Source organism: Burkholderia sp. SJZ089 (genome assembly GCF_007828315.1).
Lineage (GTDB): Bacteria > Pseudomonadota > Gammaproteobacteria > Burkholderiales > Burkholderiaceae > Burkholderia > Burkholderia gladioli.
This window is the reverse complement of sequence record NZ_VIUM01000001.1, coordinates 690,770-713,719: the sequence shown is the minus strand read 5'-3', so window position 1 is coordinate 713,719 and position 22,950 is coordinate 690,770. Positions and strand designations below refer to the sequence as shown.

The 22,950-nt window shown below is 70.9% G+C and carries 21 protein-coding genes; 6 read left to right on the top strand and 15 right to left on the bottom strand.

Annotated elements, in window-relative coordinates:
• Positions 1–6 precede the first annotated feature (6 nt).
• From FB600_RS02780 to FB600_RS02755, 6 genes are all read left to right on the top strand, one after another.
• Complete coding sequence (locus FB600_RS02780) at positions 7–492, top strand: hypothetical protein (protein ID WP_098183127.1); 486 nt, start codon at positions 7–9, stop codon at positions 490–492.
• Positions 485–1,663 (top strand): alpha-hydroxy acid oxidase, encoded by a 1,179-nt coding sequence (locus FB600_RS02775; protein WP_145756204.1) that lies wholly within the window; start codon positions 485–487, stop codon positions 1,661–1,663. Before FB600_RS02780 ends, FB600_RS02775 begins: the two co-directional genes overlap by 8 nt.
• Before the next feature lie 101 nt (positions 1,664–1,764).
• The gene (locus FB600_RS02770; RefSeq protein ID WP_227744051.1) at positions 1,765–2,859 is read left to right on the top strand and encodes a PLP-dependent aminotransferase family protein; all 1,095 of its coding nucleotides are present in this window, start codon (positions 1,765–1,767) and stop codon (positions 2,857–2,859) included.
• Positions 2,860–2,868: 9 nt separating this feature from the next.
• Complete coding sequence (locus tag FB600_RS02765) at positions 2,869–4,884, top strand: glycosyltransferase family A protein (RefSeq protein ID WP_098183124.1); 2,016 nt, start codon at positions 2,869–2,871, stop codon at positions 4,882–4,884.
• Positions 4,881–5,711 carry an alpha/beta hydrolase gene (locus FB600_RS02760; protein ID WP_227744050.1) on the top strand — a complete coding sequence of 277 codons (831 nt, stop codon included), beginning with the start codon at positions 4,881–4,883 and terminating at the stop codon, positions 5,709–5,711. Before FB600_RS02765 ends, FB600_RS02760 begins: the two co-directional genes overlap by 4 nt.
• A gap of 16 nt (positions 5,712–5,727) precedes the next feature.
• Positions 5,728–7,041 carry a nucleotide sugar dehydrogenase gene (locus FB600_RS02755; RefSeq protein ID WP_145756203.1) on the top strand — a complete coding sequence of 438 codons (1,314 nt, stop codon included), beginning with the start codon at positions 5,728–5,730 and terminating at the stop codon, positions 7,039–7,041.
• 93 nt (positions 7,042–7,134) lie between these two features.
• Here the strand turns inward: FB600_RS02755 and FB600_RS02750 are convergent, their stop codons facing one another.
• The 15 genes from FB600_RS02750 to FB600_RS02680 all read right to left on the bottom strand — a co-directional run bounded on the left by FB600_RS02750 (position 7,135) and on the right by FB600_RS02680 (position 22,884).
• The gene (locus FB600_RS02750; RefSeq protein WP_098183122.1) at positions 7,135–7,746 is read right to left on the bottom strand and encodes a LysE family translocator; all 612 of its coding nucleotides are present in this window, start codon (positions 7,744–7,746) and stop codon (positions 7,135–7,137) included.
• 196 nt (positions 7,747–7,942) lie between these two features.
• Complete coding sequence (locus FB600_RS02745; protein ID WP_098183121.1) at positions 7,943–8,971, bottom strand: histone deacetylase family protein; 1,029 nt, start codon at positions 8,969–8,971, stop codon at positions 7,943–7,945.
• Positions 8,968–10,578, bottom strand: a complete 1,611-nt coding sequence (locus FB600_RS02740; RefSeq protein WP_098183120.1) for a dipeptide ABC transporter ATP-binding protein — start codon at positions 10,576–10,578, stop codon at positions 8,968–8,970. The genes FB600_RS02745 and FB600_RS02740 overlap by 4 nt, the downstream gene beginning before the upstream one ends.
• Positions 10,575–11,426: an ABC transporter permease gene (locus FB600_RS02735; protein ID WP_098183119.1), complete on the bottom strand. Its 852-nt coding sequence runs from the start codon at positions 11,424–11,426 to the stop codon at positions 10,575–10,577. The genes FB600_RS02740 and FB600_RS02735 overlap by 4 nt, the downstream gene beginning before the upstream one ends.
• 10 nt (positions 11,427–11,436) lie before the next feature.
• The gene (locus FB600_RS02730; protein ID WP_145756202.1) at positions 11,437–12,411 is read right to left on the bottom strand and encodes an ABC transporter permease; all 975 of its coding nucleotides are present in this window, start codon (positions 12,409–12,411) and stop codon (positions 11,437–11,439) included.
• A gap of 13 nt (positions 12,412–12,424) precedes the next feature.
• Positions 12,425–13,978, bottom strand: coding sequence for an ABC transporter substrate-binding protein (locus tag FB600_RS02725; protein ID WP_098183117.1), 1,554 nt, complete (start codon positions 13,976–13,978; stop codon positions 12,425–12,427).
• 60 nt (positions 13,979–14,038) lie between these two features.
• On the bottom strand, positions 14,039–14,947 hold the full coding sequence (locus FB600_RS02720) for a DMT family transporter (RefSeq protein WP_227744049.1): 909 nt from the start codon (positions 14,945–14,947) through the stop codon (positions 14,039–14,041).
• A gap of 5 nt (positions 14,948–14,952) precedes the next feature.
• Positions 14,953–15,708 (bottom strand): class II aldolase/adducin family protein, encoded by a 756-nt coding sequence (locus FB600_RS02715; RefSeq protein WP_098183115.1) that lies wholly within the window; start codon positions 15,706–15,708, stop codon positions 14,953–14,955.
• Positions 15,708–16,652 (bottom strand): NAD(P)-dependent oxidoreductase, encoded by a 945-nt coding sequence (locus tag FB600_RS02710; protein ID WP_098183114.1) that lies wholly within the window; start codon positions 16,650–16,652, stop codon positions 15,708–15,710. The genes FB600_RS02715 and FB600_RS02710 overlap by 1 nt, the downstream gene beginning before the upstream one ends.
• Complete coding sequence (locus FB600_RS02705; protein ID WP_098183113.1) at positions 16,649–17,191, bottom strand: DinB family protein; 543 nt, start codon at positions 17,189–17,191, stop codon at positions 16,649–16,651. Before FB600_RS02705 ends, FB600_RS02710 begins: the two co-directional genes overlap by 4 nt.
• A 13-nt stretch (positions 17,192–17,204) precedes the next feature.
• Positions 17,205–18,332 carry a pyridoxal phosphate-dependent aminotransferase gene (locus FB600_RS02700; RefSeq protein WP_145756201.1) on the bottom strand — a complete coding sequence of 376 codons (1,128 nt, stop codon included), beginning with the start codon at positions 18,330–18,332 and terminating at the stop codon, positions 17,205–17,207.
• A 15-nt stretch (positions 18,333–18,347) separates the two neighbouring features.
• Positions 18,348–18,890 carry a hypothetical protein gene (locus tag FB600_RS02695; RefSeq protein ID WP_098183111.1) on the bottom strand — a complete coding sequence of 181 codons (543 nt, stop codon included), beginning with the start codon at positions 18,888–18,890 and terminating at the stop codon, positions 18,348–18,350.
• Between the two features lie 47 nt (positions 18,891–18,937).
• Complete coding sequence (locus FB600_RS02690; RefSeq protein WP_261383326.1) at positions 18,938–19,915, bottom strand: iron-containing redox enzyme family protein; 978 nt, start codon at positions 19,913–19,915, stop codon at positions 18,938–18,940.
• A gap of 390 nt (positions 19,916–20,305) precedes the next feature.
• On the bottom strand, positions 20,306–21,550 hold the full coding sequence (locus tag FB600_RS02685; protein WP_098183109.1) for a metal-dependent hydrolase family protein: 1,245 nt from the start codon (positions 21,548–21,550) through the stop codon (positions 20,306–20,308).
• Positions 21,541–22,884 carry an MFS transporter gene (locus FB600_RS02680; protein ID WP_145756200.1) on the bottom strand — a complete coding sequence of 448 codons (1,344 nt, stop codon included), beginning with the start codon at positions 22,882–22,884 and terminating at the stop codon, positions 21,541–21,543. Before FB600_RS02680 ends, FB600_RS02685 begins: the two co-directional genes overlap by 10 nt.
• Between the last annotated feature and the right edge of the window lie 66 nt (positions 22,885–22,950).

Below are 22,950 nucleotides of genomic sequence, written 5' to 3'. Positions count from 1 at the left end.
CGAACCATGAATGCATTCGACGACGCGCGTCGGGTCGACGCGCGCTGGCGTCCCGACGCGCTCGATGCGCTGGTCGATTCCGTGCTGGCGAAGTCGAGCCGTGATTTCCATGGCTTCGGCCTCATCGTGGCCGACGACGCGGCCCGGCTGCCGGTCTTTCAGTTGCCGGCCGCTCGCCACTGCCCGCCCGACCACGAGGCGCTCGACGAGAGGCTCGCGCGTTACGCCTGCGCGTCCACCTCGTTGCACGACGGTTTCCACGTGCTGTCGCCCGAGCTGCGCCTGCGCATCGCCTCGTGCTACGTGGCCGCGCCGGTGCCGGCTCGCGGCTGGCAGCCGCCCTGCATGCGCGGCATGGAGGATCGCATCGGCAGCCGCTGGATCACCGGCTTGTTCGCTTCCTTGCTGCCCGGCGTGGTCTGCGTGCTGGTGGTGAACAGCCAGCGCGTCGGCAGCCGTTTCGTCGACGGCGAATGGGCCGGCCATGCATAGCGGGCGGCTCCACAGCGTCGAGCAGTATCGGCGCGCGGCCCGGCGTCGTCTGCCGCGCTTCATCTTCGACTACCTCGAGGGTGGGGCCGGTGACGAGGCGGGCCTGCGATACAACCTGCAGCGCCCGGGCGAGATCCGCCTGCATCCGCGCCGGCTCGTCGACGTGTCGAGCGTGACGACACACGCGGCGCTGTTCGGCCGCGCCTATGCGGCGCCGATCGGCATCGCTCCGGTGGGCATGAGCGGCTGCTTCCGGCGCCACGGCGACCTGCACCTGGCGACGGCCGCGGCGCGCGCGAACCTGCCGTTCGTGATGTCGATGGCGTCGAACAGCGCGGTGGAAGAAGCCGTCGCGATCGCGGGGCCCGCTCGCATGTGGTTCCAGCTCTATGTGATGGAGGCGGCGCTGTCGGACGCGCTGCTCGCGGACCTGCGCACGGCGGGATGCGAGACGCTGGTGGTGACCGTCGACGTGCCGGTGAGCGGCAAGCGCGAGCGCGATCTGCGCAACGGTTTCGCGCTGCCGTTCCGGCTGCGGGCCGCGCACTGTATCGACGTGCTGTGCACCCCGCGCTACTGGCGGCATGGCAGCCGGCTCGCGGACCTGCGCCTGCGGAACATCGAGCGCGTGCTCGACGTGCGCGATCCGCTCGCGCAGGCAAGCCTGCTGCGCCGCCAGATGGATATGACGTTCGACCAGGCGGCGCTGCGCCGGATTCGCGCGGCATGGCCGGGCCGGCTGATCGTGAAAGGCATCCTGCGCGCCTCCGATGCGCGGGCCTGCGTATCGGCGGGCGCCGATGCCGTCGTGGTGTCGAACCACGGCGCGCGGCAGATCGACGGCTGCGTCTCGCCGTTCGACGTGCTGCGCGAGGTGGTCGAGGCGGTACGCGTGCCGGTGCTGGTCGACGGCGGCATCCGGCGCGGCGAGGACGTGCTCAAGGCGCTGGCGATGGGGGCGAGCATGGTGCTGGTCGGCCGTCCCGCGATCTACGGGCTCGCGGTGGACGGCGCCGCCGGCAGCGAGGCGGTGCTGAGGCTGCTGGCCGACGAGTTGCGGCTGGCCATGACGCTGTGCGGATGTCGCTCGGTCGCGGCGATCGATGGTGATCTGCTGTATCCGGAGCGGCCCGTCGCGCGGCGCGCGGAGCGGTCCCGCGAGTGGGGGTGAGCCGCGCCGCGCGGCACGCATGCGAGGCGCCCGGGCCGATGCCGCGGGGCGCGACGGAACGGGAGGACAGGGTGGATACGATGGATCGGGAAGTCGATCGGATGGTCGATCTGAGAATCGGGCAGATGGAGGACCGCTGGTTCCCGTCGCGACGCTGGGGCGAGGCGTGCCGGCGGCTGTTCGTGCAGGACGGCGACGCCTCGTTCCAGTACGCGCCGGAAGCCGGCTCGCAGGCGCTGCGCGAGGCGCTCTCGTCGTTCCTGACGTCGCGCAACGGCCGTGCCGTGCCGGTGGACGAACTGCTCGTGATCGGCGGCGCCTCGCACGCGATCGACCTGATGCTGAAGCTTGTCCTGCCTGCCCGCGCGACCATCGCGGTCGAGGATCCGAGCTATTTTCTCGCGCTGCGCATGTTCGCGGACTGGGATGTCGAGCTGCTGCCGATCCCGATGCAGGCGGACGGCCTCGACGTCGAGCAGCTCGAGCAATGGCTGGGCCAGCGTCGGGTGGATATGCTCTACAGCATCCCCGTCAATCACAATCCGACCGGCATTTCCCTGTCGGCCTCCAAGCGCGAGGCGCTGCGCGCATTGTCGGCGCGCCATGGTCTCTGGATGCTGTTCGACGAGGTGTATCAGTTCGTCGGCGAGCCCATGCCCGAGTGCATGTATCGCCATGGCGACGAGCGGATCGTCTCGGTCGGTTCGTTCTCCAAGATCCTCGCGCCCGGCGTGCGCCTCGGATGGCTCCATGGGTCGGCCGCGCTGCTCGATCGCCTGGCCGGATCGGGCGAGTTGCTCAGCGCCGGCGGCGTCTCGCCGATCACCGCGCGGGTGGTGGCCGACTTGCTGGCGCGCGGCGAGCAGCAAGCGATTCTCGACGAGCTGAACGACATCGGCGCGGCGCGCCGTCTCGCGCTGTCGCGGGCGCTGCGCGAGAGGCTGCCGGCAGGCGTGCGCTTTCACGAGCCGAGCGGCGGCTACTTCGCCTGGCTCGACTGCCCGGCCTCGCTCGACATGGCTGAGCTGCGGCGCCGAGCGCTGGCCGCCGGGGTCGCGTTCCACACAGGCGACGCGTTTTCCTGCATCGGCGCGCACGGCAACGGCATCCGGCTGGCCTTCACCTATTACCCCGAAGCCGTCCTGCGCGAGGCAGGCCGGCGGCTCGGCGAACTGATCGGACACACCCTTGGCTGAGAGGAATCGATGCGAGAACCCCGAACGCTGTTCCTGAACGCCTGCTCGTCGCTTGGCAACCGGGCGAAGCCGGCCGCCGACGTGCTGCAGAGCCGCTTGCTGGCACTGATCGGCACGTCCAACGTCAATGCGATACCGCAGGCGCACATCGCGTTGGCGCAGCGGATCCTGCGCGCGCGCGAGGCGCTCGTCGGCGGCAAGCCGGGTACGCCCGGCGAGGCCGATGCCGATACCGTGCGCGGCTGGCAGCGCCAGCTCGTGAGCGACCATCTGGGCATGCGCGCCGCGCATTTCGGCACCGCGCAGGTCGCGCCGCTGGCCGACGTGGCCGCGCTGGCCGCCGAAGGCCGCGATGTGTTCGTGATCGTGAAGTTCATGGACGAGCAGCCGCATATCGAGGCCACGCTGCTGTCGCTGCTGAACCAGGATTTCGACCTGGCGCGCGTGGTGATCCTGATGGTCGACAACAATTCATCGGACAGCTCGCCGATGCTGGTGAAGCGGCTGATCGAGCGCAACGCCACCGCCGCGCGCGTCTATTACCTCAACCAGCCGACGCCCGGCGGCGGCAGTGCCGCGCGCTACGGCACCGACCGCGCGATGGCCACGCTGCTGGCGATGAGCGAATCGGACGGCGACTGGTCGCGCCTGCAGCGCGCCACGATCGGCGTGTCGGACGGCGATACCGTCTATCACGGCGGCGTGCTGCGCGAGATCGACACGATCCTGGCCACCCACGCGAACGTCGATGGCGTGATGCCGTTCCTGATCTACAAGCTGACGGCCGCGCTGCGCTTCTTCCGGCGCTACGCCGCGCTCGATGCCGACTTCACGATTCCGCCCGACGCCGCCGTGCACGAGGTGGGCTTCTCGCTGGCCGCGCTCGACGCCTACGGACATCTGTCGCGCGCCGAACGCCGGCGGCTCGTCGCCGGCGCGGGCGGGCGCCCCGTCTGGCTGCGCGATCCGCGGGGCCATCTCGCGAAATGTTTCCCCGACGGGCAACTGCTGCTGCAGCAGTTGCCGGTGTCGGGCGAGGATCGCGCCGTCGTGTATCTCGAGAACGACGCCATCGAGCGCGACGAGAAGTGGAAATGGCATGCCCTGATCGGCCATGACCTGTTCCTGCGGCGCCTGTTTACCGATTTCGGCTTTCTCGAGGAGGCCGTGCTGCCGGACACCAGCGACGCGCTGAAGACGTTCCGCTGCTGGAGCTTCGCGATCGGCGGCCAGCATCAGCTGTCGAGCCCGTCGCTGAAGATCGTGACCGGCACCGACTATCAGTCGGGCCGCGTGCTGCAGGCGGTGGGCTGCCGGGTGGCGCTCGGCGATGCGCGGTACTACGCCGAGACCGAGACCGATCGCCTGGCCAAGATGGTCCGCAACTTCCGCCTGACGCGTCACATCTTCTACGGCGACGTGCGGGCCGACTCCATCGCGCGCGCCAGTGGGCTCTACCTGCACATGACGCGGATCCAGGATCAGGTCGAGCGCGAGATCCGCGGCTATCCCGACAGCTTCTACGAGCAGGTGGCGTTCCCCGAGCGCATCGCGTTCCCGCTGCGCTGGCTGCTGAAGAATGCGCTGATCATGCTGGCGCTCGCGGAGGCGCCGGCACGCAGGCTGCTCGAATCGCGCGTGCTCGACCGGCTGCTCGGCGAGCCGGACGCACTGGCCGCGGTGGGCGCCGAGCTCGGTCTCGACCTGACCGGGCCGCTGGCGGCCCTGGACCACGAGGCGCGCGAGGCGGCCGCCGAGCGGCTGGCCGAGCGGATCATCGTGGCGCGCCACGCGCCGATCATGCGCTGCTACCGGCAGGTGCTCAGCGACTGGTTCGCCGCCGTCGGCCTCGATCCGGCGCGCCATGCCTGGCTGCTCGACGGCCTCGAGGCTTGCCGCTGCGCGCTGGCGCGGAGCAATGAGCCGATCGATCCCGCCCAGGCCTGGGCCGGTTCCGAATTCGTGATCGACGAGGCGCGCGGCCAGGTCACCGACCTGCTGTCGGGTACGGGAGGCGAACGATGAGCAGCGTACGACGGATCACGCTCTACGACGGCGAGGCGCCATTCGCCAGGCCCGACGATCGGGCCCGCGAGGTGGCACTCGACATCTACCTGCCCGACGGCGGCGTCGAGCGCGACAGCCATGCGCTGATCGCGCTGCCGGGCGGCGCCTACAGCTTCCTCTCGCCGAAGTCGGGGCGCGACTACGGGCGCTGGTTCTCCGAGCGCGGGCTGACCGTGTTCGCGCCGGCCTTCCGGCTCGGCTCCGAGGGCTACGATTTCCGCGCCATGTGCACCGACGCGCTGCGTACGTTGGCGCTCGCGCGCGAGCTGGCGCCAGAGCTCGGCTACCGGCCGGACCGGGTTGGCTATATCGGCACCTCGGCCGGAGCGCATCTCGCCGCCGTGCTGGCGACGGGCGCGGGCCGGGCGCAACTGGCCGAGCATGGCGTGGATCGCCATGTCGAGCTCGACATGGCGCCCGAATTCTGCGTGCTCTGCTACGGCGTGCTGAGCCTGATGGCGCCGCTCGGCCACGACGAGACACGCCGCAACTTCCTCGGCGCGCACCACGACGATGCCGCCTGGCGGCGTGCCTTCAGCCCGATCGAGGCGGTCGGCGCGAGCACCCCGCGCAGCTTCGTCTGGCATACCGCCGAGGACACCGAGGTGCCGCCCGAGAACTCGATGCGTTATGTCGAGCGGCTCGTCGGGGCAGGCCGTCCGGTGGAGTTCCATCTCTATCAGAAAGGCGCGCACGCGCTGGGGCTCGCGCGCGAGCAAGGGCTGCACTGGGCCGAGGATTGCGCCCGGTGGATCAAGAACCGCGAGGACGGCGCCGCCGCGTGACCGGCCAGGAGTGACCATGGATCTCAAGAATCAGCTACTCGACAAACTGCGCGACCGCACGGCGGTGATCGGCGTGTTCGGGCTCGGTTACGTGGGCGTGCCGCTGTCGTTCTGCTTCGCCGGCGAGGATTTCCCGGTACTCGGTTTCGACGTGGACGCCGCGCGCGTGGCGATGCTCAACGACGGCGAGAGCTACCTCTCGTCGATCGACGACGCGCGCTTCGCCGAGGCGCGGCGCCAGGGCCTGCGCGCCACCGCGGATTTTCGCGCGGCCGCCGAGGTCGACGTCATGGTGATTTGCGTGCCCACGCCGGTGGATCGGCACAAGAATCCCGATTTCCGCCATCTGGAGGCCGTGATCGAGGCGATCCTTCCGCATCTGCGGCGCGGTCAGGTGATCTCGCTCGAAAGCACCAGCTATCCGGGCACCACCGACGACATGCTGTGCCGACGCATCGAGCAGCGCGGCCTGGTGGTGGGCGAGGATGTGTTCGTCTGCTTCTCGCCCGAGCGGGAGGACCCCGGCAACGCGCAGTTCTCGACGCGCACCATTCCCAAGATCTGCAGCGGCGCCACCACCGCTTGCCTCGAGGTCGGGCTGGCACTCTACGGCGCGGTGATCGACACCGTGATCCCGGTGCGGACGATGGCCACCGCCGAGCTCGCCAAGCTGTTCGAGAACGTCTACCGGCTCGTCAATATCGCGCTGGTCAACGAGCTGAAGATGCTCTGCCACCGCATGGGCGGAGTGGATGTGCACGAGGTGATCGCGGCGGCGGCAACCAAGCCGTTTGGCTTCTCGGCGTTCCGGCCAGGCCCCGGGCTCGGCGGGCACTGCATTCCCGTCGATCCCTACTATCTGGTCTGGAAGGGGCGCGAGCTCGGCTGCACGCTGCGCCTGGTCGATGCCGCCAACGAGCTCAACGGCGCCATGCCGTCGTGGGTCGCGCAGAAGCTGGGCGAGGCGCTCAACGACGCCGGCATCGCGCTGCGCGGCGCGCGCGTGATGGTGGTGGGCGTGGCCTACAAGAAGAACATCGGCGACGTGCGCGAGTCGCCGTCGATCGCGATCATCGAGCTGCTGCAGGCCAAGGGCGTGCACGTCGAGTTCGTCGACCCGCATGTCGAGACGATTCGCCCCGGCCACGGCGCCGGCCGGCCGCTCACGCGGGTGGCGACGCATGCCGGCGATGCCGCGCATTACGACGCGGTGCTGATCGCCTGCGACCACGACGCGATCGATTACGGGCGCTTGGGCCAGGAGGCGCGCATCATCGTCGATGCCTGCGGACGCTATACGGAAGCGGCCAACGTGCTGGTGAAGGCGTAGCGGCCGCGTGACGAGGGGGCGGGATGAGGGGGCAAGACGGGGCGGCCGCGGCATGGGCCGCCCCGTCCCGCGTTCGGGCGGCAGGCCGGGGGATCAGCGCGCCGCGATCGATACCGCGGCACCGGCCATCATGACGGCGGCCGAGCGGTTGGCCGCGCGCACCGCGCGCCGGCTCCGGAGCAGGCCGCGCGCGCGCGAGGCGAGCATCGACCAGCCGAAATCGACCGAGATCAGCACCAGGAACATGGTGACGGTGAGCTGGGCCCATTCGATCGGGCCGACGCGTGAGAGGTCGATGATGGCCGGCAGTAGCGACAGATAGAACACCATGATCTTCGGATTGCCGAGCGTGACGGTCAGGCCCGCCAGGAACATGCGCAGCGGCGACTGTCCCCTGGGCAGCTCGCCGCCGCCCAGTTCGGCGGGAGCGAACCACATCTTCCAGGCCAGGTAGAGCAGATAGAGCACGCCGGCGTACTTGATCACCAGGAACACCTTCTCGAAGGCATGGACCAGCACCGCGAGCCCCGCGACCGCGCAGCCGAGCCACAGCGCCTCTCCCAGCCACATCGCGGCGAGAAACGGCAGCACGTCGCGGATGCCGTTGGTCAGCACGCGCGAGACGAGCGCCGCGATGCTGGGTCCGGGCGAGCCGGCGGTGATCAGCAGCGCCGTGGCGAAGATCAAGAGTCCTGATAAGGTCATGGCCGGTTCCCGAAGGTCGGTGTTGCGGGTTGGAGAGAGCGGAGCCGAGGCGGCCCATCGAGCGCATTATGCTTGTCCTTCGCGCCAAAGCAAACCGGCCGAGGGCGGGGCGAGGCACGCGGAATCCGGCCCCGGATCGGTGCCGCCCGCGCCCGTCGGCGGCCGGCAAGCTGTCCGGTCCGCGCTCAGGGCACGCTCAGGCCACGCTCAGGAAGCCGCGCAGCGCGCTCGACAGGTTCTCGCCGAGACTCGCCGACAGATAGCCGCCTTCCTGCACCAGCACGGTCGGCAGCCCGAGCCGCGCGATTTCGGCCGTGATCTGGAAGAACCCGGCGGTGGTGATGGCCAGCGCCTGATAGGGATCATGCTCGTGGGCGTCGAGCCCGAGCGCCACCACGAGCGCGCCCGGCGCGAAGGCGCGGATCCGGGCGCAGGCCTCGCCGAGCGCGTTCAGGTAGGCCGCGTCGCCGGTGCCGCGCGGCAGCGGCAGGTTGAGGTTGTAGCCCTCGCCGTCGGCCTCGCCTCGCTCGTGGGCGTAGCCGGTGAAAAACGGCGTGAAATCGCGCGTGTCGCGGTGCAGCGACACGGTCAGCACGTCGCGGCGCCGGTAGAAGATGCCCTGCGTGCCGTTGCCGTGATGGACATCGATGTCGAGGATCGCCACGCGCGGATGCACGCGGCGCAGCGCCTGGGCGGCGATCGCCGTGTTGTTGAGGTAGCAGAAGCCGTTGGCGCGCTCGGCATAGGCGTGATGGCCGGGCGGGCGGCATATCGCGTAGGCGGCGGGTTCGCCGTCGGCCACCAGTTGCGCGGCATGCGCCGCCACCTGCGCCGAGGCGTAGGCCGCCTCCCAGGTGTGCGGGCCGATCGGGCAGGCGCCGTCGCCGAGATGGTAGCCGGCCTGGCCGAGCACGCTGTCCGGGTAAGTGGCCGGCTGCCCCGGGAATGGATGGATATTGGGCCTGACCTCGTCGGACGGATCGTCGAGCCCTTGCCAACGCGCATGCGCGGTCTGGAGGAAGCGCAGGTAGGCCGGGGTATGGACGGCCGCGATCGGCGCGAGGCCATGGTCGGGTGGCGCCAGCAGCACGTGGCCGTCGGTGCGGGCGGCGGCCGCCAGCCGCTCGGCGCGCTCCGGTCGCTCATGGGTGCGCCGCAGCTTGCCGCGCACCAGGAAGTGTTGCGGATCGTGCCGCGCGTGCGCGTCGCTGTAAACGGCCTTCATGCCTGGTCCTCCCGCCGTGCCGCGAACCAGGCGGGCATGACCGGCACGGCGTCGATCAGCGCGCGCGTGTAGGGATGCGCGGGGTGGGCCAGCACGCGAGCGGTCTCGCCGGTCTCGACGATTTCCCCGTGGCGCATCACCGCGAGCGTGTCGCAGATCATCGCGGCCACGCGCAGGTCGTGCGTGATGAACAGCATGGCGAGCCCGAAGCGCGCCTGCAGATCGGCCAGCAGGGCCAGCACCTGGGCCTGCACCGGCATGTCGAGCGCCGACAGCGGTTCGTCGGCGATCAGCAGCTCGGGTTCGGTGGCGAGCGCGCGGGCGATCGCGATGCGCTGGCGCTGGCCGCCCGAGAACGCGTGCGGATAGCGCGCGGCCGCGTCGGCGCCGAGTCCGACCAGTTCGAGCAGCTCGGCCGCGCGGCGCATCGCGTCGACACGCGGCATGCCCTGCGCGAGCGGGCCGGCGGCGATCGCGGCGCCGACGCTGCGGCGCGGGTTCAGCGAAGCCTGCGGGTCCTGGAACACCATCTGGATCCGGCCCTTCACCGGCACCGGCCGCCCGGCGGCGAACGCGATGCGGCCGGCGTCGGCGCGCACCAGGCCGGCCACACAGCGCCCCAGCGTCGATTTCCCCGATCCCGATTCGCCCACCAGGCCGAGCGTTTCGCCGCGATGCAGCACGAATCCGGCGGCGCGCACGGCGTCGACGCCCGCGCCGCGACGCCACGGCCAGCCGCGGGCGGAATAGGTCTTGCTCAGCCCGCTCACTTCGAGCACGCGCGGCGCGTTGCGCGGCACCGCGCGCGGGCCGCGCCTGCCGTCGGGCATCGCCGCGACGAGGCGGCGCGTATAGGGATGGGCGGGCGAGGACAGCACCCGTTCGAGCGGCCCGGTCTCGACCACCTCGCCGTCGAGCATCACGGCCAGGTCGTCGCCGATCTGCGCGGCCACGCCGAGATCGTGCGTGATGAACAGCAAGGCGGTGCCGCGTCGGCGCTGCATCGCGCGCAGGTTGCGCAGGATCTGCGCCTGGGTCGTGACGTCGAGCGCGGTGGTCGGCTCGTCGGCGATCAGTAGGACCGGCTCCAGCAGCATCGCGCAGGCGATCAGCACGCGCTGGCGCTGGCCGCCCGAAAGCTGGAACGGGTAGCAGTCGAGCCAAGGCTCGGGCGGCTCCAGGCCCGCCTCGCGCAGCGCGGCGAGGATCCGCGCGCGGCGCTGCGCGGCCGGCAGGGACCGGTGCGCGTCGAGTCCCTCGCCGAGCTGCGCGCCGATCCGCATCAGCGGATCGAGCGCCGACATCGGCTCCTGGAACACCATGCCGATGCGCCGGCCGCGCAGCGCGCGCATGCGTTCGGCGCCGAGCGCGAGCAGGTCCTCGCCGCCGAGCACGATGCGCCCGGCTGTGGCGCGGATGCCGGGCGCGGGCAGCAGGCCGATCACGGCGCTCGCCAGCATCGACTTGCCCGAGCCTGATTCGCCGACCACGCAGAGCGTGCGGCCCGCGCGCAGGCGCAGCGACACGTCGTGCACGGCATGGCGACGCGCCGCGCCGGGCGGCAGGGCGATACTGAGCCGATCGATCTCGAGCACCGTGTCGCTCATCGCGTGCGCTCCGCCAGACGCGTGTCGAGCGCGTCGTTGAGGCCGTCGCCGACGAGATTCAAGGCCAGCACCGACAGCACGATCGCGAGGCCCGGGAACACCGCCATCCACCAGGCTTCGCGCAGCGCCGTGCGGGCCGCGCCCACCATGTAGCCCCAGCTCATCAGGTTCGGATCGCCGAGCCCGAGAAAACTGAGGCTCGATTCCAGCAGGATCGCGCTGGAAATCATCATCGAGGCCATCACCACGATCGGCGCGCTCGCGTTGGGCAGGATCTCGCCGAAGGCGATGCGCCAGGCCGGGCGGCCGGCCAGCCGCGCGGCCAGCACGAAATCGCGCTGGCGCAGCGACTGGCATTCGGCGCGCATCAGCCGCGCCACCGGCGGCCACGAGACGGCGGCGATCGCCGCCACGATCGAGCCCAGCGACGGTTCGAAGATCGATACCAGCACGATCGCCAGCGCGAAGCCCGGAATCGACTGGAACAGCTCGGTGAAGCGCATCAGCACGAGATCGGCCCAGCCGCCCGCATAGCCGGCGACGGCGCCCACCAGCATGCCGGTGAGCAGCGCGGCCGCGGTCGAGACGAGCGCGATCAGCAGCGAGACGCGGGCGCCGTGCAGCATGCCCGCCAGCAGGTCGCGGCCGAGCAGGTCGGTGCCCAGCGGCAGGCCGGGCGCGGCCAGCGGCTGCAGGAACGGCTGCTGCACCATGGCCCAGGGGTCGTTGGTGTCGAGCCAGGGGCCGAGCAGCGCGGCGGCCGCGACGCAGGCCAGCACGACCAGGCCGGCGAGCGCGCCGCGGTGGCGCAGGAAGCGGTGCAGGAAGGCAGGCGCGGTGGCGTGCATGGGATCTCCGTCAGGCCGGTGCGATGCGCGGATCGACGAGCAGCATCAGGCAGTCGGTCAGCAGGTTCATGCAGACCGCGAGCGCCGCGGTCACCAGCAGGCAGCCGAGCAGCAGCGTGTAGTCGCGCTGCATCAGCGCATCGAACATCAGGCGGCCGATGCCGGGCCAGGCGAACACCGTTTCGGTCAGGATCGCGCCGCCGATCTGCGCGCCGGCCTGCATGCCCGCGAGCGTCACCACCGGGCGCAGCGCGTTGCGCAGCACGTGCGCGCGCCAGATGCGGGCCGCCCGCACGCCGCGCGCGCGGGCGGTGCGGACGAACTCGAGGCGCGCCACGTCGAGCATCGCCGCGCGTGTCATGCGCACGTAGATCGCCATGTAGAACAGCGCCAGCGTGCCGGCCGGCAGCACCAGATGGGCGCCGACGTCGAGCACGGCGCCCAGCCTGGGCGGCGCGCCGCCGACGCTGGCGTAGCCGAACGCCGGCAGCCAGTCGAGCCGCACCGAGAACACCAGCACCGCCATCAGCGCGAGCCAGTAGAGCGGGGTGGCATAGCACAGCGTCGCGCCCGCGGAGATCAGCGTGTCCAGCCAGCCGCCGGGGCGCCGGCTCGCGAGCGCGCCGAGCGTGATGCCGAGCGAGAGCGAGAGCACGAAGGCCGAGCCGGTCAGCAGCAGCGTGGCGGGCAGGCGTTCGGCGATCAGGTGCGCCACGCCTTGCTGCTGCCGATACGAATAGCCGAGGTCGAGCCGCGCGAGGTGCGACAGGTAGTTCGCGAGCTGCACCGGCAGCGGGCGGTCGAGCTCGAATCGACTGCGCAGCTGCGCGACATACTGCGGGTCGGTGGCACCGGCCTCGCCGGCCATCACGGCGGCCGGGTCGCCGGGCGCCGCATGCACGAGGCAGAAATTGACGATCGCGATCAGCACGATCGCGGTGAGTCCCTGCAGCAGGCGCGCGGCGAGGTGTCGGGCGAGATCCATGGCGGCGGCGCGGTCAGGCGAGCCAGGCGCGGCCCAGGCTGTCGTTCAGGCCGATTCCGGAGCTGACGACATTGTTGACGCGGCTGCGGTAGAGCGTCGGGAAGTTGAGCTCGTGCAGCCAGATGTTGGGCACTTCGTCGGCGAGCAGCTTCTGCACCTGCACGTAGATCGCGCGCCGCCGGCCGTCGTCGGTCTCGCGCGCGCCGGCCGCGAACAGCGCATCGACCTTCGGGTTGCGGTAGCCCTCGACGTTGTTGAACGGCGAGCCCTGCGCGATGGTGTCCGAGGTGTAGTGGTGGGCGATGCCGATCGCCGGATCGCCGAACTGGTGCACGTAGGTGAAGGCGAGGTCGTAGTCCCACTGGCCGAGCCGCGCGCTCCAGCCGGCCACGTCGGTGGGGGTGACGGCCACCTTCACGCCCGCCTGCAGCAGGTTCTGGCGCACCATCTCGGCCATGCGCGTCCAGGACTCGCCGTAAGGCAGGGGCAGCAGCCGCAGCGTCTCGCCGCGATAGCCGGAGGCGGCCACCAACGCGCGGGCGCGCGCGGGATCGTGGGGATACTGGGCGACGTCGCGGGTGAAATAACGAACGTGACTGTTGAACGGGCCGGTGGCCGGCTGCGCGAAACCCTGCCAGGCGATCCTCGCGATGGCCTCGCGGTCGATTGCGTAGCTGAGCGCCTGGCGGAACGCGATCCGGTCGAGCGGCGCGCGGCGATGGTTGACCCACAACCACGACAGCGGCGAGAAGAATTCCCAGCCGCGCGTGGTGACCTGCGCGCCCGGCAGCCGGCCGAGCCGGGCCACGTCGAAATACTCGACGGCGCCGCCCGGCACCACGTCGATCCGCCCGGTCTCGAACGCCACGGCGCGCGCAGCGGCATCGGGGATCACGTGGAAGTAGAGGGTGTCGATATGCGGCTGGTCGGGCCGGTAGTAGCGCGGGTTGCGCACCAGCTGGATGTAGGCGCCGCGTTCCCAGCGCGCGAAGCGGTACGGGCCGGTACCGATCGGCGCCATGTTGGCCGGGTTGGTGCGGAAATCGCTGCCTTCGTAGAGATGGCGCGGCACCATCGGCATGGTGCCCACCTCGAACAGGTTCAGGAACGCCCCGAACGGGTGTATCAGCCGGAATTCCACGGTCATCGGATCGAGCGCGCGGATGCTTTCCACCACCGCAAGATTGGCGCGCAGGCGCGCGTGCGTGCTGCGCAGGAACACGTCGACGGAGAACACGGCGTCGGCGGCCGTGAACGGCTTGCCGTCGTGCCAGCTCACGCCCGGCTGCAGGTGGAACGTGTAGCGCCGCCCGTCGGTGCTCACCTCCCAGGCGCGCGCGAGCGAGGGCAGCGGCGTGAGCCGTTCGTCGAAGCGCAGCAGGCTCTCGTAGACGTTGCCGGCGATCAGCTGGGTGGGGCTGTTCAGGTACAGGCCGATCATCAGGCCCGACGGCTCCGGCTGCACGAGCGCGTGCAGCGTGCTGCCGGACAGGGCGCGCGCGGCCGGCGCGGCCAGCGCGAGGCCGGTGGCGGCCATGCTGATTCCTATCATCTGGCGACGCAGCATCGGGCAACTCCTGTTGACGACGGGACGACGGGCGGGGGACGCGCGACCGGCCGGGCCGGCTCAGGCGAGCGTCTCCGGCTTAGGGGCCGGCACGGGTCGCGCGGCCTTGCTCGAGACGATCACCCAGCAGCTCGCGCAGACCAGCACCATGCCGGCCCAGACGGCCGGCCGCGGCCACTCGTGCCAGACCAGCGCGCCGAGCCCGACGGTCCAGATCAGCAGCGTGTAGTCGAGCGGGGCGAGCCGCGAGGCCGGCACGCGCTTGAGCGCGTAAGCGCCCAGCATCTGCAGCGCGGTGCTGGCGATCGCCATCACGAACACCACCAGCGTGTCGCGCCAGGTGAACAGCAGCCAGTCGTTGGCGAGCGCGCCGAGCGCGGTCACCACCAGCAGTACCGTGTTCGAGTGAAAGGTGCAGCAGAGCGAGCTGTCGGTGCGCACCAGGATGCGCGTGCTGATGTTGGTGCCGGCGTAGGCCGCGGCCGAGGCGACCGCGATCAGCGCGGCCCCGCGCAGGGTCGCGTCGGTGGGCGCCATCACGAGCCAGACCCCGGCCAGGCCGATCGCGAGCGCGAGCCAGTAGCGCCGTGGGATCGCCTCGGCCAGGAACCAGGCCGCGAAAAGCGTGGTGAAGATCGGCGAGGTGAGGTTGAGCGCGGTGGCATCGGCCAGCGGCAGGTAGCGCAGGCTCCAGAAGAAGAAACCGAGCGTGAACAGCACGGTCAGGCCGCGTATCGCGTGCAGCGCCGGGCGGCGCGTGCGCAGCGTGCGCCAGCCGGCGCGGCTCGCCGTGATGCCGAGCGGCACGGTGGCGAGCAGCGAGCGGAAGAAGATGATCTCGGCGAGCGGATAGGCCCGCGACAGGTGCTTGCCGCTCGCATCGACGAGGGCCATGCAGAAGATCCCGAGCGCATAGGCCAGTACGCCGCTCAGGATGGGGTTGCGTTCGCTATCGCGCAGGGGCTGCATGACGGTCACTCCCGGTAGTCTGGTGAAGTGCGGTCCAGCAGGCGGAGCAGGGCAGGCCATTCGCGTCGCCCCAGCGGCTGCGGAAACGCCTCGAACTGCCGGGCGACCCGTTCCGCGACCCCCGGCGCAGGGCTCAGCATATCCGAGGAATCGCGACAGGCGGCAAGTATCTGAAGCTGGACGCGACAGGCGAACTCGAGGTGGTAGATCACATGGAAGGCCTCGGCCACCGTGCGGCCGACGGCGAGCAGCCCGTGATTGCGCAGCACGGCGGCCTGCCCGTCGCCGAGCGCGGCGGCCAGCCGGGCGCCCTCGTCGCTGCCGAGCACGATGCCTTCGTAGTCGTGATAGGCCAGGCGCGCGTGGAATTTCATCGCGTGCTGGCTCAGCGGCAGCAGCCCCGCGCGGCAGGCCGACAACGCGATGCCGGCGACGCTGTGGGTGTGGATCACGCAGAACGCGTCGCGTCGCGCGCGATGGATCGCGGCGTGGATCGCGAAGCCGGACGGATTGACCGGCCCCTCGCCCGCGAGCACCGCGCCGGCCGCGTCGATCTCCACCAGGTCGCTCGCGCGGATCTCGTCGAACAGCTGGCCGTAGCGATTGATCAGGAACGCCTCGTCGTGATCGGGGCTGCGCGCCGTGATGTGCGTGAAGATCAGGTCGCTCATGCCGAAGCGATCGACCAGGCGATAGCAGGCGGCCAGGTCGATGCGCACCTGGCGGGAGTGCGGGGCGTCGTCGTTCGCGCGCGCCGGCATCAGTAGCCGCGTCCCAGGTCGATCCGGTGCAGCGGAACCTGCCCCGCGAGCACGCCGTGGTGGTTGCCGACGATCTGCCCGGCCACGCGCTCGGGCGCCGCGAATGCACCGATATGCGGTGTCGTGCGGATGCGCGGATGGCGCCAGAACGGATGATCGGCGGCAAGCGGCTCGCTGGCATGGACATCGAGCGCCGCCGCCGAGTCGGGCGCCTGCGCGAGCCAGGCCAGCAGGTCGGCCTCGATCAGGTGGCCGCCGCGCCCGAGGTTGACGACGCAGGCGCGCGGCGCCAGTCGCGAGAACAGGGCGGCGTCGAGGATGCCCTGCGTGTCGGGCGTGAGCGGCAGCGCGCAGACCAGCACGCCGCACTGATCGGCGAACGGGGCCAGCTCGGCCCGGCCGGCATAGGTCTCGATGCCGTCGAGGATCGCGCGGTGCGCAGCCCAGCCGGCCACCGGGAAGCCGCAGGCCTGGAACGCCCGGGCGATCGTGCGGCCCATCACGCCGAGGCCGAGGATGCCGACCCGGCAGCGTGCGCTGGCCGGGTGCGGGAACAGCCGCTGCCACCGGCCTTGCCGGGCCAGCTCATGATAGGCGTCGAGCCGCCGGTACCAGCCGAGCGCGACGGCCAGCGCATAGGTCGCGAGATCCTGCGCCTGGCCGGGATCGACGAGCCGCGCCACCTGCACGCCGCGCGCCAGGCAGTCGGGCAGTTCGGGATGGTCGAGCAGTTGGTCCACGCCGGCGCCGCTGCACTGCAGGAGCCGCAGCGCGGGCAGTTGCGGCAGCAGGCCGAGCGGCGGCTTCCAGCTCAGCAGTGAGGTGATCTCGGCCGGATCGCCGAGCTCCGGATAGAGGCGGACGTCGAGGGCGGGGTCGCGCGCCTGCAGCACCTGCCGCCACTGGCGCGCCGCGTCCGCGCCGGCTTCGATCAGCAGCGTCATGCCGCGCTCCAGGCGGCCGCGGTTTCCGCGGTGCCGAGCCGCGGGTCGGGCGGCACGAACAGGCCGTCGATCTTGAGCCGGCCCACTGGCGTGGCCTCCATCAGCAGCACGACCTGTCCGCGGTGATGGGCCTGGTGCCGGAAGATATGGTCGATCTCGCTGGCGAACGGCCATTCGCGCAGCTCGGAGTGAATCTCCTCGTCGCAGTAGAGCGTGCCGGTGAGCTCGGCGTCGCTGAAGCCCGAGACGAGCTCGAGCATGCGCGCGTCGGTGCGCCGGCGGTCGGCCAGATAGCCGTCCCAGTCGGGGTGCAGCAGGGTGCGGGTTGTGGGCGTGTCGAACTCGCTGCCGTCCACCTCCGCCACCCAGATCCGGTCGACCACGAGTACGTGGTTCAGCACCGCGTAGATCGAATCGAGCCCGGGCACGAGGGGTTCGTCGCGCTGCGCCGGCGGCAGCGTGGCGGCGGCCTCGAGGATCTTCTCGTTGGCCCAGCGGTTGTAGAGCGCCTTGCCGATCACATATTCCGAAAAATTCATCGCAACCTCCGTTTCAGCCCAGGGTCCGGGACGTGCCGGCCGCGCGTGGCGCGGCCAGGCACGCATGCAGAGCGGCCAGCAGCGCGTGGTTCTGCTCGGGCCTGCCCACCGAGATACGCACGTACTGCGCGTAGTCGGGATGCGCGATCTTCGCGATCAGGATGCCGCGCTCGCGCAGCGCCTCGACGAGCCCATCGCGGCCGGGGCCCACGCGCACCGCGAGGAAATTGGCCTGGCTCGGCAGTACCTCGAGGCCCGCCTCCAGGCAGGCCGAGCGCAGCCGCTCGCGCTCGGCCACGATGGCCTCGACCACGCCGCGCATATGTTCGGGATCGTCGAGCGCGGCCAGCGCGGCCGCGATGGCCGGCGCACCGACATTGAAGACCGAGCGGATCTTCAGCACCATCGATTGCAACTCGGCATCGGCGCAGAGCGCGTAGCCGAGGCGCAGCCCGGCGAGGCAGTACGCCTTCGACAGGGTGCGCAGGCAGATCCAGCGCCGCCCGCAGCCGGCGAGCAGGCGCGGCACGTCGGGCCCGCCCGAGCGCAGCGCGAATTCGTGATAAGCGAGATCGAAGACGGCGACGACATGCGGCGGCAGGGCGGCCGCGAACGCGACGATCTCGTCGGTGGCCACGCCCGCGCCGGTCGGATTGTTCGGCGTGGGCACGAACACCAGCCGGGTCTCCGGTCCGATCCGCGCGGCCAGCGCGCGCAGGTCGACGGCACCGTGCGCGTCGAGCGGCACGCTCACGGCGCGGCCGCCGGCCACCGCGGTCGCGCTGTGGTACTTGCCGAAGCTCGGTGCCGGCATCAGCGCGACGTCGCCGGGTTCGAGGAAGGTCAGCGCCAGGGTCAGCAACAGGTCGTCGCTGCCGGGGCCGATCAGCACCGTGTCGGTGGTCGCGCCGCAGCGCTCGGCCAGCGCGGCGACCAGTTCGGCCGGATGCGGCGCCGGATAGCGGTTGAGATCGGTGAACGCGCGCTGCAACGCGGCGGCCACGCGCGGCGAGGGCGGGTAGGGGCTCTCGTTCAGGTGCAGCGGCAGGCTGCCGGCGGCCAGCGTGGCGTGCACCGTGGGGAAACGTTCCGCGGCGCCGGGCAGCGAGGCCAGCAGCGGGCGACCGACAGTCGAGGACACGATCGGCCTCCGTCGTCAGGCGTGCAGCGGACGAGCGTCGACGAGTTCGTCCGCCAGGTAGCGCAGCGTCTCGCCGAGCAGGTGATGCTGTACCTCGAGGCGCGCGGCCTCGCCGGCGTCGAGCACGAGGTGCACGGCGCAGGCTTCGACATCGGCGATGTCGGCCACGGCCTCGAAATAGCGCGTGTCGGCGTCGTCGAAATGCAGCGCGTCCTTGGTGCCCGCGTCATGCAGGTAGGTCGCCATGGGAAGCTCGCTTCGGTAGAAGTTCAGCAGCAGCTGGACGAACACGCGCGCGTCGTTCAGCGACAGCACGAAGAACTGATTGGCGATCGCCTCGGTGGCGGGCAGCGGCACGATCTCGAGATGCTCGCGCTTGCGCAGCAGCAAGGCGCGAGCATGACGCACCATGGCGTTGCCGAGCGCATAACGTGCCTCGAACGGGCGGATCTTGTCGACCGCGTTGGCGATCGCCTCGGTGAGGCGGCCGTGCAGGTAGCCGATCTGCTCGCGATGATCCGCGAGCGAGGTCAGCAGGGAGGCGGAATCGGACGTCATGGCGGGTTCCTCGGGTCGGGGGCGGGGCGAAGGGCTGCGGCGAGCGCTCAGCGCGGCAGCATGCGCGGAATGCCGATCGTCGGGGCGCGGTAGTAGTCGAGCACGTTGCGGTGCTTGCGGCGCTGCGCGTCATAGAGCATCCGCAGGTTGCGGATCACGCGGGCCTGGTCGTCGACGCCGATCGACGGGAAGCGGCTGTAGAGCAGGCGCGAGACGGCGCCGTGATCGCCGGCGTTGTTCACGTCGTTGTGCACCGACTGGCCGCGCAGGAATTCGGGCGGCAGGTCGTATTGCTCGAGCTGGCGGATATAGGCATCGCCGATGTCCCGGGTGCCCTCGAACACGAACAGGCAGCCCATGAAGCTGAGCAGGTCGGTATTCGACCAGCGCGCGAGCAGGTTCATCACCGCGTGGGTATAGGGCAGCGGCAGCGAGCCCTCGATGGCCTCGCGGGTGTGGCCGAGCGCGAGCAGCGATTTCATCAGCAGCTTGTCGTGCCGGTATTCGTCGAGCACGTAGTCGATCGCGAGCGGCTTGAGCCCGTCGTGCATGCGCGCGATGATCGGCGCCAGGCAATCGTGGGCGCGGGTGGTGACGTGGTAGCACTCGAAGCCCCAGCCGATCAGCACGTCGCGCGAGGCCTGGCCGTCGAACACGGCGCGCACCAGCTCGGTCTCGCCGTCCCGTCCCATCCAGCGGTTGTAGTAGAGGTCTTCCAGGTGCAGCGCGAAGGCGAGGCCCGAGATCGGCGCGCCGGCGTGGCCGCCCTCGGCCAGCAGGAAGTTGCCGTCGAGTATCGACAGCGTGCTCGCGACCTGCTCGGGACGCAGGCCGGCGGTATCCTGCGAGAGCTCGTCGACCGTGCGCGTGCCGTCGAGGCGGCCGAGCAGGATCTCGGTGGCCGGCAGCGACGCGGGATCGTCGAATTCGATTTCGTAGTCTTCGTCGAGATAGGTGATGACGAGGCAGTCGTCCAGGCGGCGGATCGCGCTGTCGCTGCGCAGCATGGGGCGTGTGATGTGCATCACGATGATTCTCCATTCGGACGGCGCCGCCACTGGGCACGGGCCGGGACCGGAGCGGGAGCCGCCTCGCCGGGTGGCGAGGCGGCTCGGGCGGAAGATGAAGACGCCGGAATTACAGACCGTCGTTCATCAGACACACGCGCTTCGTACGCTTGATACGCATGATTTTCTCCTTGAAGGATGATGCTGAAATATGGATCGCCCAATCTTCCCGGAGGAAGCCCGGCAACCCGCCCGCCCCGGCGGCGGCAGGCTCGCGCGAAGGCTTGCCCGCCACTGCCGGAACCCGTTCGGCGCAATCGGTGCCGGTTCGCGCTGCCGCGCCCCGGCGGGCCGTTCCGCCATGTCCACGCGCGCGGCTGCTGCCGGGCGCGCCGTGATTCCCATCCGTCAATCGACCCCGACCAGCTCGCCGCGCCGCAGCACGTGTCCGCCGTGCAGCACGTAGTCGATGCGTTCGCCGTTGCCGGCCAGCACGCCGATATCGGCGAGCGGGTCCCCGTCCACTACCAGCAGGTCCGCCATCGCGCCCGGCGCGATGGTGCCCAGCGTGTCGGGCCGCCCGAGAATCCGCGCGGCGACCGTGGTGGCGGAGCGCAGCGCCTCGAGGTTGCCGAGCTGCTCGGCGCGCAAGCGGAATTCCTCGCCCTGCAAGTGGTGCATGTCGCCGAGCAAATCCGTGCCGAAGCCCATCGGCACGCCCGCGCGCGCGAAGATCTCCAGCGACGCGCGGCCCGCCTCGCGCACGGCCGCGAGCTTGGCGAGCGCCGAGGCCGGCATGCCCGACGCGCCGCAACGCGCGATCGCCTCGTAGGTGACGAGCGTGGGCACCGCATAGGCGCCGTGTTCCCGCATCAGCTCGGCCGCCGGCTGATCGACGAGATTGCCGTGCTCGATGGTGCGCACGCCGCAGCGGATCGCGCGCGCGATGGCCGCGCCCGTGTAGGCGTGCGCCATCACATAGGTGCCGGCCGCGCGCGCCTCGTCCACTGCCGCGCGGATCTCGGCTTCCGAATACTGGTTATGGCCGATTTTGTCCACGGGCGAGGCCACTCCGCCCGAGGCCATGATCTTGATCTGGGTGGCGCCGTCGCGGATCTGCTGGCGCACCGCCAGGCGCACGGCGTCGACGCCGTCCACCACGCGAGCGATCGCGCCCGCCCGCGCATGACAGTCGCAGGGGTCGATGCTGTCGCCGGTCGCACGAAAATCGCCGTGGCCGCCCGTCTGCGACAGCGCCTTGCCCGACGGGAACAGCCGGGGCCCCGTCACGAGCCCCAGCGCGATCGCCTGCGCGAGCCCGCCGTCGGCGCCGCCCGCGTCGCGCACGCTGGTGAAGCCGCGGGTCAGCATCGCACGCAGGATCGGCAGCGCGCGCATGGCCGCGAGCAGGTTGGGCTGGGCCGCGTTGGAGCCGAGATTGGCGTGCGAGGCCAGCACATGGACATGGCAGTCGATCAGGCCCGGCATCACCGTCTTGCCGCGCGCGTCGATCACGTGCGCGTCGGGCAGCGCGAGCGCTCGCGCCGACACCTCGACGATGCGTTCGTGCTCGATCACGACATGATGGTGCGGCAGCCATTCGCCGCGCGCCAGGTCGAGCAGCTTGCCGTCGCGGATCACGATCAGTGCCATGGCTGCTCCCCGCTGCGTGCCGTCCTCGCGATGGGTGCCGGGTCCGGCCTCGGCGAACGCAGCAGCAGCGTGCCGGCCAGGCTGACCAGGGCGGCGGCCATCACGTAGAACGCGGGGGCCAGCGCGTCGCCGAGCGCGTGCGTGAGCCAGGTGATGAAAAGCGGCGCGAAACCGCCGAACAGCATGACCGCGAGATTGTAGGCGAGCGACAGGCCGGTGGAGAGCACCGCGGTCGGGAACAGCCGGGCGAATTCCGCGAGGATCGGGCCCGTGTAGCCGGCGATCAGCAGGCCGAATATGAGCTGGAAACCGATCAGCGCCGCGACGGTCGGTACCCGGTTGATGAACGCGAACATCGGATAGGCGAGCAGGAGGATCGCGAACGCCGCGCCGGCCATCAGCCACTTGCCGCCGTGGCGGTCGGCCAGCCTGCCGGCCAGCGGCGCCGTCACCATCAGCGTGGCTCCGCCGGCGATGCAGGCGATGAAGCCCGCCCGCGGCGCGAGCCCCAGCACCTGGGTGGTATAGGTCGGCATGTAGAACAGCAGCACATAGGTGCAGACCGTCCAGAGGAACACCAGGGAAATACCGACCAGCGTCTCGCGGCGGTAGCCGCGGGCGACCTCGGCGAGCGGCGAGCGGCGGGGGCCGCGCGCGGCGATCGCCGCGAACGCGGGCGTCTCGTCGAGCCGGCTGCGAATCGCGTAGCCGATCGGACCGATCAGCATGCCGGCCAGGAACGGCACGCGCCAGCCCCAGGCGTGCAGCGCCTCGGTATCGAGCACGGTGGTCATCAGCGTGCCGATGAGGGCGCCGCAGAGGATCGCGAAACCCACGCCGGACTGGATCCAGCTCCCGTAGTAGGTGCGTTGGCCGGGCGGCGCGATCTCGGTCAGGTAGGCGGCGGCACTGCCCATCTCGCCGCCGGCCGAGAAGCCTTGCAGCAGGCGTGCCAGTACCACGATCGCCGGTGCCCAGGCGCCGATCTGCGCATAGGTCGGCACGCAGGCGATCAGGCTCGTGCCGAGCGCCATCAGCAGCGCGGTCAGCGCCAGCGCCGGGCGGCGGCCACGGCGATCGGCGAGGATGCCGAGCACGATGCCGCCCACCGGGCGCATCACGAAGCCGACCCCGAAGGTGGCCACCGCCAGCAGCAGCGCGGTCAAGCGATCGGCGCCGGGAAACAGCAGCACGGCGATCACGGGCGCGAAGAACCCGTAGAGCGTGAAGTCGAACCACTCGAATGCGTTGCCCAGCGACGCCGCCCAGACGGCACGCCAGCCGCGCGCGGCTGGCGCACGCCGGGGCAGGTCGGACAAGATGGCTCCACTCATGATAAGGATTCCTATCATAGGATGCGGGAGGCTGGCTGGTTGCCGCGCCGGTCGTGCTGCGGATTC